Here is a 14,143-nt window from a genome sequence, read left to right as displayed (position 1 = left end):
CCTTGTAATTGATTTTTATTTAAATGAAATACTCAAGACTTACAAAAGAGCAATTTGAAGAATTACATCAGGAGTTTATAAACTTTTTGGCAACTCAGTCTATTACTGCAGATGAGTGGACAAACCTTAAAGCCAACAAGCCAGAATTAGCTGAAATGGAGCTGGATGTGTTTAGTGATCTCATTTGGGAAGGTGTTTTAAACAAAGCGGAATACTTAGAACATATATCTCCACAACATATGTATCTGTTTCGCTTAGCTGAAGATAAAATGTACGTTATAGCGCTTACCTTAAAAAATGATGTGGATATTACTACTAAGGAAGGGTATAATTGGCTGCGTGAAAATTTAATGGATGAGAATGTTGAATTTTTACAAGCTGATAAAGAGTATACAGACGATAAAAACTTAGACAAATTTAAAATGATTGAACAAGGTGCAGTTATTACTAAAGGCGACCTGTTTAAGTATTTTGATAAGTTGATAGGTTAATTGTCATTGCGAGGAGGCACGACGTGGCAATCTGTTAATCGTTTAGCTATTTTTTTAATTTGGTGCCAATTTAAAAGATTGCCACGCTTTTTTTCTATTGAAAAAGCTCGCAATGACAATTTCATTATATATTTTTGTCATTCCTGCGACCTGTACAGAACTTATTTCGGTAAGGCAGGAATCTATTTTTAAAAAAATTAATAATCATTAAATAAGATACCTGCCTTCGCAGGTACTAGATATGGCTCAAAAACCAAGCATACCAAAAGGCACTAGAGATTTTAATCCAGAACAAGTCGCAAAACGTCATTATATCTTTAATACCATTCGTGGTGCTTTTGAAACATTTGGATTTCAGCCTATTGAAACCCCTAGTTTTGAAAACTCAGACACCTTAATGGGAAAATATGGTGAAGAAGGTGATCGTTTGATTTTTAAGATTTTAAATTCTGGGGATTATTTGTCTAAAGCCAATGTTGAAGCTTATGATACAAAAAACTCTAATAAATTAACACCAAGTATATCAGAAAAAGCCCTTCGCTACGATTTAACCGTACCTTTTGCGCGCTATGTAGTTCAACACCAGAACGACATAGAGTTTCCGTTTAAACGTTACCAAATACAGCCAGTATGGCGTGCAGATAGACCACAAAAGGGACGTTTTAGAGAGTTTTATCAATGCGATGCCGATGTGGTAGGATCTAAGTCTTTGTGGCAGGAGGTTGAGTTTATTCAATTGTATGATACCGTTTTTTCAGCTTTAAAGCTTGAAGGCGTTACCATAAAAATAAATAATAGAAAAATACTTTCTGGAATAGCCGAAGTTATTGGAGCGTCTGATAAGTTAATAGACTTTACTGTTGCGTTAGATAAACTGGACAAAATAGGAGAGGAGAAGGTGAAAGAAGAAATGATAAGTAAAGGTATTTCGGAAGCTGGTATTACTAAACTTCAACCGTTATTTACTTTGTCAGGTTCTTTTGAATCTCAAATAGAAAGTTTAAAAAGTATTCTTAGTACTTCCGAAGAAGGACAAAAAGGCATTGAAGAATTAGCTTTTATAAATACCGCGATTTCAGAATTAGGGTTATCGACTGCAGCTCTGCAATTGGATGTCACGTTAGCCCGTGGATTAAATTATTATACGGGTGCTATTTTTGAAGTATCTGCACCAAAAGGAGTGAAAATGGGGTCCATTGGTGGCGGTGGTCGTTATGACGACTTAACGGGTATTTTCGGAATGAAAAACGTAAGCGGTGTTGGTATTAGCTTTGGTTTAGATAGAATCTATTTAGTTCTTGAAGAATTGAATCTATTTCCAGAAACAGTTAATAAAAATGTTGATGTACTTTTTATAAACTTTGGAGATCATGAAGCTTTATTTAGCTTAAAAGCTATTAACAAATTACGATCACAAGGTATCAATTGCGAATTGTATCCTGATGCAGCTAAAATGAAAAAACAAATGAATCATGCGAACAAGCGTGCCATTCCATTTGTGGTTTTAGTAGGTGACGAAGAGATGTCTTCTAATACATATACACTAAAAAATATGATTTCTGGAGAGCAGTATAAAGTCTCTTTGGAAGCGTTAATCGATCTTGTAAAATAAATAGCCACTACATTTAGTGGTGGCTTTGGTCAACCCCTAAAAGGGGCTTACGGTTTTTGATTGTTAGACCTGTCAGGTTTTTAAAACATAAGTGTTCGGAAGAGCTTTAAGAGGTATCAAATATATCAGATTTGCGTGGATCTCCCTCGCAAATCACTACTATTTCTCTTATTATTTCCATATTTAGTTCCTCGGTAAATTCGTATTTAGCTATTTTATAACTCTTTACATTGTTTAGTTTTTTGTAAAGCAATAAAAGTATCCCAACAATCATGGTCATATACATCATGACCTTGATTCCGTTTTCACTTTGGTTGACAAGATGCTTAAAATGCAAGTGCTGCTTTATGAACTTAAAGAACACTTCAATGTCCCAACGTCTTTTATAAATCTCGGTAACATCATCCGCATTTAAATCTTCTATATTAGTCAGGAACAGTAACTCTTCCCTTGTCTGCTTTGAATGTGACCTTATAAGCCTGAAGGGTTTCTTTAAAAGTGATTTGTTCTGATGGTACAAGTATACCCTCTCATCACTAAAGATATTTAGAGTATCGGTCTCAATACTGTTTCCCAACCTATTTTGCTCAATGACCTTTATACTCTTTGTCGGGTTTATTCTTGTGACAAAGAAGATGTCCAACTGGTTGAATTCTTGAAACGTTGTTCTTTTCTTTAAACCTCTATCAAAAACGACTACCTCTGTACCCTTGATATTGGCATTAAGAATCGCTTCACGTAAGGTCAGGTCTTCTGCTAAGTGCTTCTGTTCGTTATAAAAACGAATATTGCTCGGCAGGTTGTTGGTCAGGCCAACAGTGAATTTTATCTGTTTCTTGCCATGCTCACCTTTCTTGTTCTTCAGCCCGTTGACCATCCCTTTTTTTAATAGTTTGGCAGAAAGGGACAGGCTTGTTGAATCAAATTGGCGAATATTGTAGGGCTCCTGTTCTGTATCAAAGTATTGTTCGGAAAGCTCATAAACATGGGCATGTATCCTTTCGAAATACTCTGAGTTTATAACGGAAATACGCTCTGACAAGCTACTGTGCCTAATGGTCTGACCTTTTTCTATTCCAGAATAAAGCTTGAATAGGTTGTTGGAAAATGTTTTCTCCATGAGACGCAAACTGATCTTTTTATCGTCTAAAAGGGACATCAGCAATAATTTGAAAACAACTTCGCCTTGTAACTTTTTTGATTTATAGTTTGTACCCGTCTCCAAGGCCAAAGACGTTAAAAAATCATTGCCTATTAGTTTTAATAAACTGTGAACACTAACTTTTTTTCTCATGTAACCTTGATTTAAGAAACTAATGTATGAAAATATGTCAATGAACTTTGCTCTTCCGAACACTTATGTTTTTAAAACCTGACAGGTCTTTGACAAATTTCTTTAATGTTTTTAAAACAACGAAAATTGACAATTGTATCACAAAATTCATAATTAAAACAAAATTATAAAAACGGAAAAACCAAAAGACTGACTTCCATTAAAGGTGGAAGTTTTCCTAATTTTCAATAAAAAAAGTCCTGAACGTCAATTCAGGACTTGAAATATAGCTAAGTATAAGAATAGGTTTATGGTTTAAGCGACTAACTCAAATAACTAACTCAACTATATCATTTTATTAATACTTTTTTAGAAATTGTGCCATATTCGGTTTGTATTTTCAAGACATAATTTCCAGTTTTAATTTGACTTGCATTATATTTTAAATGTGTATCGTTGGTACTTGTTTGAAATTTGAACAGCGATTGTCCTAATATATTAAGCATTTCAACAGATTCTATTCGTTTAGAAGCTGGGTTGTTAATAACAATACGATTTTCTTCATTAGAGAAATAGACTTCGATCTGATTGATCTCAGTATCATTAATTCCTAATGTTTTTTGAGCTTTAGAAAATGTGATTTCAAAACGGTTTAGATATTCTCCAGCAGTTAGATAGGTTTTATAATTACCTTGTTTTAAGTTTTGGTATATATCCAATTCCTTATCATGTAGATAAATCTCTAAATTATCAGGGGTATTTTCTAATTTATCAATTGCAATACTATTAAACCCATCTTTTTTAGTATGAAGTCCTAATGGAATAATAGTTTGATCATTAATGTCATCAATACCTTGAATGGTGAATTTTTCATTATTAATTAACCAGTACATATCATCTATCTGAGTGTCAATGTATTTTGAATCGTAACCCCAGTCATAACTAGCAGAGGCGTTTTCATCAACAGTAATTAATAGCTGTCTATGAATTTCATTTATAGAGTTAAAACCAATCCTTAGTTTCATTCTGGTATCTCCAGTATTGGTTTTGTTACTAGAATTTGCTTTACTTTTCTTAGTATTCGATGATTTTACAAATAATGAATTGCTACCATCTTCAATTTGAAACACGCGCTGACCGTTGTTAAATTTAACTGTACCAGCTGCTTCGGCAGTAACAAAGAAACCTTGAGCTACCGGAATATACCTGCCCGGTGTTTTAGTAGGAATACCGCCAGTCGCTACATCAGGATCGTTAGTTCCTTTTGATGCTGCTGGTACACCTCCTGAGAGTGAGTACGTGGCATAGCCACCTTGATATTCACGAAGAATATGAGAACCACCTCCCCAATGTTCCCAGAAATATAATGTTCCTGTTGTAGAACCTGCACCAGCAATGGTAGGGCCATTATCTAATATAAATTGTACAGCATCTATGGCAGATGGATAAGGGTTACCAACTAAATAGTCGTTTCCAGAGCTTATGGTTAGGTTTATATCTCCATTATTAGGTTTGCCATTTAATACATAGTTTTGAGGCGTGCTAATACTACCAGTGCCTGGGCCTTTCATAGTAAAACCTTCGCCTGCAAGTAATGTTCCTGTACTGCGTACGTGCTGCCATTTGGAGTAATTATCGCTTTGTTGGTTGTTGAATTTCCAAATCCAATAATCCGCAATTCCTATAGGAGAAGCTGAACCATTATAGCCAGAGGTTATGAAATTAACATTAGTAAAAATATCTGGTAATTTGTAACTGTTATTATTAGTAGAGTTATTGGCTAATCCCACTGGGGATGACCAATAATTATACGTAAAGGTGTCTGCGGTTCCTTGTTGATCTCTTTCTAATGTTCCGGAACTGGTTGCATCTAATATACTATCATCAGTTTGAATTAACTGAGATTCCCCTTCTAAATCGATGTCTCCATCTAATTTTAAATACCAGCTGTTAAACAATCCGGAATCTCCATTGACTTCTAATTTACTTCCACTATCTAAAATTAAGCCTACAGTAGAACGAGCTATACTTGTGTGTATATTTCCTTTTATTTGTATAATGGCACAATCTGGTGCAGTGCTGCTTATATCCCATAAATTACCTTGTTCCCAATTACTAGAATCAGTCCAATCACCATTACAAGAAGATGTAGTAACATAAGGCAGTGGAGCCGTTTGTCCTTCAATAATTTTAGAATTATAAATTCTGGCTCCCGCACTCACATCTATAGAAGCTGTTGTTAAATCATCAATAATATTATCTTTATAAGTATCTAATCTATAATAACGCTGTAATGAAGACCAATTTAAAGGTGTAATATTTGAGGTATCAACAAAATCTGTGATATCTAACGGAATAATAGTTCCTCTAGTTACTCCTGCATTATTTTCAATTTCTTGATGTATCATTTTGTGAAGTTCGTTTTCACTTAATGCTTTATCAAAAACGCGTACTTCGTCAACATACCCATGAAAATAGTTACTATCAGTATCTGGTTTTCTACCTATTGTAAAGCTTGATGTATCGGCATTCAGTGAACCAGAAGAAGTTGCAGTACTTGCTATTTCTGTACCGTTAACATATAATTTGAACACACCATCTATACAGTCACAGCTATAAGTTGCTGCAACATGGGTCCACTGATTAGTAAGTAAGCTAGAACTACTGGAAATAGTATAACCATCAGCATAGGACGTTATTGTTTTATCTGCATTTAATTGTAAATAAAAAGCATCTTGGCCAACTATTATTTGATTTCCGGAAGCTGAAGGATCAATTCTTATCCAACTCATTATGGTAGCTTCATCCCAACCATTAATTACTGAGGTTTCAGCAGCATAATCATTACGACCATCAAAATACAACTGTAGTTTTCTGTCTAAATCTCGTGGGGAACCAAAAACGGTATCATCTGTGTCAAACAGATCAATAATGCCATCTCCTTCGGCATCATTGGTATCATCTATTAAACCATCATTATTTCCATCTAAACTGGCATATAAAGTATGTGAAATATCAAAAGTAGATCCATCTGATGTCACATCAAGATAGTCCGGAATATTGTCATTATCAGTATCTACCACATAATTTTCCCAACCAGTTCCGGTAGCTCCTTGGTTTGAATTACCATAACCAGTAGCAAATGTTCCGCCTTCAAAGAAATCATATAAATCTAAAATACCGTCGGTGAAAAATTCTGAAACACCATCAGAGTTAATATCAGTTTCTCTAACGGCGTCTGTGTCTGGTCCATCACCAACACCATCTCCGGTAATATCTCCATCACCGTTTTGATAAGTCGCACTGCTAGAGTTAGTAGCTCCAGATTCATCTACATCAAAAATAGTGTCATTATCAGAGTCTAGGTCTAAGTAGTTTGGAGTACCGTCACCATCTGAATCTAAAAGGCTATATCCTTCACTTAGATCGTGCATGCCATTATTGTTAGCATCTACCCAGCTTCCGCTATTGGTTAGTGTAGCATTTCCATCACTATAATTTCCTAAACCTATTTCTACTACGCCAGGAATCCCATCATTGTCTGAATCTAAATCAAAGACATCAGCAACACCATCACCATCAGTGTCACATAAAGTCTGCGATATGACTATGTCGTCTATGGCAAGGTCATTACCAGCACCACCAACTTCATTATTAATAAAATAAACATAAAATTCACTGACGTTAAAAGTTAGGTTTGCGGTAAACTGGTGCCAACTGGCCGCTGGATCTCCATTAACAGAAGGCGGGATATCACCCGTGGTTATTGATGCCAGCACGTTATTGTTTACATCTCTAAATTCTACTAAAATATCTGGTCTTAGTCTGGTTGCTATACCCGGTGCTGTTGTTGTATCTAAATTTAGTACCCAAAAACTGTAAGTAATAGGTACATTTGGTAAGGCTCCTACAATAGTTGCCGAATAAAAAGTTCCGGGATCGTAGGAAGCATTAAACATAGCCATTCGTCCGTTAGTATCCCCAGAAGTATGATCTTCACCTGTATACCAATAATTGTCTGCCCAACTTGCTACTTCAGCGTTTGGAGTGTCATCTGTTCCATCACCGTCTCCAGCTTTATAATATACAACGTATTCACCATCGCTTAAATCGTCATTATTTAAGCTGGGACATGTCGTTGTACTGGTTCCGTTAGTACCATCCTCATAACAATAAGTTGTTATGGCATCATAGGTTGTATTAATAGTTGTTCTATTTCCTTCTCCAAATGTTTCATTTAAGAATTTATAATTTGTTGTGGAAGATATGGAAGAAGCACTACATGAAGACTCTTCATCTGAGTCCGGTATGCCATCGTTATCATCATCAATATCAACATTATCCAGAATACCATCACCATCGCTATCGAAAAAATTTTGCTCAGAACGTGCATCAATATCAAATTGGAATGCACTTTCATCTGAATCATTATTGGTAATGGTTACAGTACATGTTTTTGTTCCTAAAGTAGCTGGGGTAAATTGAACAGTAAATGTTGTAGAACCGGTAGACGGAACAACTGGGGATGAATAAAATGGAGCTACAATTGAAAAATCTGTGGTATTCGATAACGTTATATTTGCAATAGTTAGATTACTACCACCTTTATTATTGATAGTATATGTTCTTGTAACCAGAGTTCCTGAGTTTGATGTACCAAAAGCAGTGTAATCTGAAATAGCAGGACTAACATCACCGTTAGAAATGGATATACCATTACCTGTAACATCTATTTCTGGCGCTGAAACTTGTATTAATATATCATCAAAATAACTGTATTCTCCATTAGAATCTGCAGTACTGCTAAACCTGAATTGGGAATTAGAAGCAAGCCCGCTATTTATTGTTTGATAAAACGTATAAATATAATTGTTTGAAGTAAAGTCTGTTCCTAATACGTAGGTTTTAATTGTAGACCAATTAGATCCATCAAAATACTGTAATGAAAAACCTTCACCAGAGTCTATGCCACGACCTATAAACGAAAAAGAAAAGTCTACAGAACCATATGCAGAAAGGTCTAAAGTAGGTGATGTTGTATAGTTTTGTGATGTGTCATTATCTTTTGAATAAATAGACCGAGATCCGTTACTAGCATATATAGAGTTAGTATTTAAACCTGAATCTGAACCACCATCAGTCCAGCTTTGTAATCCACTTTCAAAATCATAAGAAGCAATAGTTTGCGATATAGCTGTAAATGGGGCTATACTAAATAGCAATAGCATTAATGAATATCTTATAGAGATATTTTTCATAGGTAGGTTTAATTTAGTTTGGGGCTAAATATTTATTTTTAATGATCTACAGGACAAATATACATTTTATTTTAATAAAAACACGATGAAACGCATAAAAAACACGATAAAGTGTGATTTTTTTGTAAAAAATGTCAGATAGAAGTGAAGAGGTCGTGACACAAAAAAGAACCAGTTGTGCATTTTGATAAAATTCATTTAACCAAGATACTTTATGTGTAAAAATTGTAAAATACACAACTGGTAATTATTATTTAACTAATATTTTTTTAGAAGTTTTTCCTTTTTCGGTTGCTATTTTTAATATATAGCTACCTGTTTTAATTTGAGGTGTTTTATATTCTAAATAGTTATTATTTGTTTTAGGTTCGAATTGCAATAAAGATTGGCCTAGTATGTTTAACATTTCAAAGGACACGATATTGCTTAACGTTGGATTGTGAATAATGATACTTTCTTTTTCGTTAGAGAAATAAACTTGTAATTCATTCTCTTCGGCATCATCAATATTTAATAATGATCCATTTTGGAAAGTAATTTCAAAACGTTCTAAATGTGTTCCAGCTGTTAGGTATACTTCATAATGACTGTCTCTTAAATTATGATAACTGTTTAATTCTTTATCATTTAAATAAATATCTAAATCATTACTTATATTTTCTAAGCCATCTATTTTAATTGTAGCTATACCTTCTTTATCAATTTTAATACCTAAAGGTAATTTTTGTTCTAGATCGAAGTTATTTACAGCTTGAATAATATATTCACTATCTGAGAAAATCCAGAACATGTCTTCCTTATTGTCTTCCACTAATGGTGCATCATAACCTATATCAAATCCGTTAGACGTATTTTCATCAACCCCCACCAATAATTGACGGTGATAGCCTTTGGGGGAATCAAGCATGAGTTTGATTTTTTGTCTGTTATCTACCTGTACTTTTTGAGTCTCGCTTTTTGTCTTTTTTGTATTCCCTACTTTAAGGAAAGAAGAAGAAGCTGTAGCTTCGGTTACGAAAGTACGTTGACTATTTTTAAACGTGATAGTACCTCCTGTATCTGCAACGACAAAGAACCCCTGACCAACAGGGATATATTGCCCTGGTAGTTTGGTACCAGATACACCTGTGTTATTGATTCTAGTATCATTAGATATGGCCACTGTACTTCCTAATAAAGTGTAAGTAGCATATCCACCCTGATACTCTCTTAAAACATGAGAACTACTCGCGAAATGATCCCAAAAGTATAAGGTTCCATTAATAATATTGCTTGCTGCCCTACCTAGTCCGTCACTGGTATTATCTAGTATAAATTCATTGGCATCTATAGCGGAAGGGTAAGGATTACCAATTAAATAATCGTTGCCTGCAGATAAACTTAAAGTAATATCCCCATTATTTGGTTTACCATTAAATGCATAGTTTTGAGTTAAGGTTATAGTGCCACCTGTATCTGCAACACCTTTCATGGTGAAGCCTTCTCCTATATTAAGTAAACCAGTACTTCTAACGTGTTGCCAGGAAGGGTAATCATCGCTTAGTCTATTGGCGAATTTCCAAATCCAGTAATCTGCTATTCCAATGGGTGTGGTTCCAGATGTTCCAGGTGTACCATTATACCCAGAGGTTAAAAAGTTAATAGTTAATGGTGTGGTAGGATCTAAACCATCATTAAGTATTTCTGGAACTGTATAATTAACATTATTGTTTGATGTATTGGTTCTTCCAACCGGAGATGACCAATAATTATATGTGTATAAATCTTGTGTACCCTGTTGGTCTCGCTCTAGTGCCCCAGAACTACTGGTGTCTAGATCACTATCTGTAATTTGTATTAGCTGTGATTCTCCTTCTAAATCAATGGTTCCGTCAAGTTTTAAATAATGGGAAACGGTTAACCCAAAGCCCGTGGTAGAAGCATTACTACCATTTACCTGTAAATCACCACCACTATTAACAATTAAGCCTAAAACAGTTCTGTTACCATTTCTAGAAGCAGGAATAAGTGTTGTGTTAGAATTGTCCATAGTAATATTATGATCTATTTGGACAATATTATAATCAATAGTTTCTAATGCATCTAAATATGAATCGACTCCTGGTAAATATTGTACATCTCCATTTTCCCATGATGTAGAAGTGTCCCAGTCTCCATTTTGTGTTGTTTTGTATGGTAAAGGAGCTGTTTGCTCATCAATGTTATCATATCTTATCATAGAAGCATCATTACCGCTATTAGATTCATCTTTTACACTACCAAAAACTAAAGTGTTCATTTTGTAATAGGCGATTAAGTTATTCCACGGAATGGGAACGATTTCATTTTTAGTTGTCATAGTAGGTAAAATGACACCATCAGCAAAATTAGAATTATTCTCGATTTCTTGGTTCATGATGTATCTTATCTGGTTAGCAGAAAGAGTTACATCCCAAACACGTACTTCATCTACACTACCTCTCATTTTTTGTTGTCTTTTAATGTGGTGGGCTGCACCTATTAAGAAATGAGAATCAGAAGGTGTATTAATTGGATCCAAAGTATCATCGCTATCTTCTAAATAACCATCAATATATAAGCTTGTCATATTGGTTCCGGAATGGTAAGTTGCAGCAATATGATGCCATTCATTTTCTGGGATAGTAGCCGAGGTTTGCATGACATTGTTAGAACCGTCATTAGGGTCTCTCCATACCATTCGAAACTGACTGGTAGAATTAATTCTGAAAGCATAACCATGTGTATAAGTTTCATTTGGAGGACCAGGTGCTTCATGGAAGTAATTTCTTTTAGAAATGATGTCGAATTTATTTTCTCCCACATCACGTTTCACCCAGGCACTTATAGTAAAATCTTTATTATCCAGGTCGTTCACATCGCCTGCATCTAAATAGGAATCTGTAGTTGTGTAATTACCAAAATACGCTGAGCGAGAACCTATGGCTACTTCTGGTGTAGAGCCGAATGTAATAAATTTGGTACCTTCAAAATAGAAATCAACTTCTAATTCTGTACCAACATCTTCCATAGTGGCAGATGTTACATTGGTTGTAAATAGGGCATCATCAGCAACGATCATAACATATTCTTCACTACCTGCATTAGTACCAGAAACCATAGATTCTGGTATGGAAAGTTTGATGGTCGGTATAGAATCTGTAACGACCATTTTCCACTTTCTGGTAATAGGTGTAACACTTACGCTACTTGTAACTGTGGTGCCTGCACTAAAGTCTTTTGTAATGTCGGTAGCCGAAGATGTGGAACCATTATCATGCCCCCACATTAAAAATGTTTTATCGGCAAAAAATGAATTGGAATTTGCACTATTTGTAGCAGCTATGTCTTTGATGCCAATAGTGATATCGTCTGTGGTATTAATTGTTTTAGATTGTTTTTGATTCAATCCAGAAAGATTATCCTGACCAACACCAGTAACATTATAATTAAATCCAACATTATCCGATTGATCCCAGATAACGCGCCCGTCTGAATCTACATAGTCCTGAGATGTCCCATTAGTTCCTAATGTAACCCCATACTTAATAGCCAAATAAGATTCTACTTGATCTCTCTCGGTGTTTGTTATTGAACCAGTATATACAATGACTTCAGCTATACCACCATCCCATCTTTTTGCTATATTAGAAGGATGTCCTCCTATATTGGCAATTGGACTTGTTGGAGCATATGTGTTTGTGGCATCCGTTCCAACAGAAGAGCCATTAATAAAGAGTTCGGAATTACTGCCTGAATATACATCGTAATTTGCAATAACGTTTACTCCATTTGTCACTGCGGTTGTAGTTTGTATTTCTCCTGTATTCACTCCATCGTACATTCTTGCTCTAAATGTGGGAGTAGCATCTTCAAATTCTATAATAATATTATCACCACCGTTTAAATTTAGTATTTGTTTTTGGATACCACTTTGTCCTTCTCCAACAGTAAATACAGTCATGTCGGAATTAGAGGTTATCGCAGCAGTTTGTAAAAGGTCATCTCCATCAAAATCAATTGTTGGGTTGAAATTTATAGCGTCTTCATCAAAGACAGGCTGATTCCCAGCCGTAGCCTGTGTGGCATCATTGTTATTATCTGTATTGTCTAACCAGTTTAATACAGGGTCAGCATCTTCTGCACTGTCATTGGCCAATTCTTCGACTCCAGAATCGGCTTTGAGCCATAATTCAAGGTTAGCAGCTATACCACCAGGACTTCTGGTATAGTCGAAATTTACAATTTGGATATTAGTACCTGCATTAGCAGTTCCACCACCGGCGCGATGCGTCCAGTGTTCAGCTTGTGTCAATGAGTTTAGTTTGTAATTTCTCCATCCTCTACCATAACCAGCACCAGTACCACTATGGTATGTTGAACCAATAATCATGGATTGACTTAAATCTGTTAATCCAGATGAGGTTATATCTATGGTTACAGAACCCGCAACAGATGTATCACTATGCCTGGTTACAGATACTTCTGAATTGTTTAGTACATGTATAAAATGACGGTTAGTACCATCTGAATCGTGAGTATTAAAAAAGGTCCAATTAACACTTTGGTTATTTGCCCCTGGTTCCATCATAGGCCAGTTATCGGAATGTGAGTCATTTGTACCTCCAGTTGCCGTATCTCCTCTGTGATGACTAAATATAATAGCATTTGACCAGGCACTTACATCTGTAGCCGTTCCGGTACCATCAGATCGATCATAAAGTGTTACTGTGCCTGTGTCTCCGGCTGTATCTCCTGAATCTCCATGTAATACAGTCCAGTTAGATCCAGTAAATTCAACAAGAGTGATATAAACTCTAACATTAGGTGTATTGGTGCCTCCCTTTTCAACTCTTAGGTTGGTACCACTTGTTAAATAAGCTATAGCTGTTCCGGAGTCTGCATCATCGGTGCCAGAATCATTCATTATCCCTGTAATAAAAGGAATACAATTATCCTTATTGGCAATTCCAGAGATTGTTTGATCGGCTGTATAAGTACCAGCGTTGAGGTCTACAGTATATCTACCTCTAACTATAAATTCGTTAGCACCTCCAGAAGCCCCTGTGTATTCCCAAATAGAGGTATTAAATCTTGTATTTTCATTTTGTGAACCAGATTCACGATAATATGTTAGTGTTCCAGTTGCTGTTAAAGCACGGCCTCCAGCCATATCATCACCTTCCCTTTCTGCAGTAATACCATTGGATCCACCATGTGTTTTTCTATTATTATTGGCTAAAGCAACAGCATTATTTAATGAAGAAACAGCTGTGAAACTTGTGTTATTGCCTCCTCCATTTCCAATATCATCTTGTAAATGTTGTATTTTGAAATCTTGTGACGCTGCGTTGAAACTGAAGCATAAAAGTACCCATGCGAGGATAAACTTAGAAAGAGTTAGAGTCTTTTTCATAAGCGGTTAAAATTTTAGTTTGGGACTAATTATTTGAAGCAAACATACTACAAAATTCTATGAAATGCAAAAAAAACGGACAAAATGCATATGATT

The 14,143-nt window shown here is 35.3% G+C and carries 5 protein-coding genes; 2 read left to right on the top strand and 3 right to left on the bottom strand.

Annotation, left to right across the window (positions count from 1 at the left end; genetic code table 11):
• Positions 1–23: 23 nt before the first annotated feature.
• Positions 24–491, top strand: coding sequence for a DUF6495 family protein (locus tag Q4Q34_RS00435; RefSeq protein WP_303317510.1), 468 nt, complete (start codon positions 24–26; stop codon positions 489–491).
• A 241-nt stretch (positions 492–732) separates the two neighbouring features.
• The gene (gene hisS, locus Q4Q34_RS00430) at positions 733–2,103 is read left to right on the top strand and encodes a histidine--tRNA ligase (protein WP_303317511.1); all 1,371 of its coding nucleotides are present in this window, start codon (positions 733–735) and stop codon (positions 2,101–2,103) included.
• Between the two features lie 106 nt (positions 2,104–2,209).
• Here the strand turns inward: hisS and Q4Q34_RS00425 are convergent, their stop codons facing one another.
• From Q4Q34_RS00425 to Q4Q34_RS00415, 3 genes are all read right to left on the bottom strand, one after another.
• The gene (locus Q4Q34_RS00425; RefSeq protein WP_330444553.1) at positions 2,210–3,397 is read right to left on the bottom strand and encodes an IS4 family transposase; all 1,188 of its coding nucleotides are present in this window, start codon (positions 3,395–3,397) and stop codon (positions 2,210–2,212) included.
• Between the two features lie 329 nt (positions 3,398–3,726).
• On the bottom strand, positions 3,727–8,634 hold the full coding sequence (locus tag Q4Q34_RS00420; protein WP_303319032.1) for a LamG-like jellyroll fold domain-containing protein: 4,908 nt from the start codon (positions 8,632–8,634) through the stop codon (positions 3,727–3,729).
• Positions 8,635–8,884: 250 nt separating this feature from the next.
• Complete coding sequence (locus tag Q4Q34_RS00415; RefSeq protein ID WP_303319033.1) at positions 8,885–14,047, bottom strand: LamG-like jellyroll fold domain-containing protein; 5,163 nt, start codon at positions 14,045–14,047, stop codon at positions 8,885–8,887.
• Between the last annotated feature and the right edge of the window lie 96 nt (positions 14,048–14,143).

The sequence above is a fragment of the Flavivirga abyssicola genome (genome assembly GCF_030540775.2).
Taxonomy (GTDB): domain Bacteria; phylum Bacteroidota; class Bacteroidia; order Flavobacteriales; family Flavobacteriaceae; genus Flavivirga; species Flavivirga abyssicola.
Note: the sequence above shows the minus strand (reverse complement) of the source record. Positions and strands in the feature narration are given on the sequence as shown.

Bases quoted from the DNA above. Each gene is read 5' to 3' on its own strand.
- Q4Q34_RS00435 (WP_303317510.1), top strand. From the start codon at position 24: ATGAAATACTCAAGACTTACAAAAGAGCAATTTGAAGAATTACATCAG.
- Q4Q34_RS00425 (WP_330444553.1), bottom strand. From the start codon at position 3,397: ATGAGAAAAAAAGTTAGTGTTCACAGTTTATTAAAACTAATAGGCAAT.
- Q4Q34_RS00415 (WP_303319033.1), bottom strand. From the start codon at position 14,047: ATGAAAAAGACTCTAACTCTTTCTAAGTTTATCCTCGCATGGGTACTT.
- hisS (WP_303317511.1), top strand. From the start codon at position 733: ATGGCTCAAAAACCAAGCATACCAAAAGGCACTAGAGATTTTAATCCA.
- Q4Q34_RS00420 (WP_303319032.1), bottom strand. From the start codon at position 8,634: ATGAAAAATATCTCTATAAGATATTCATTAATGCTATTGCTATTTAGT.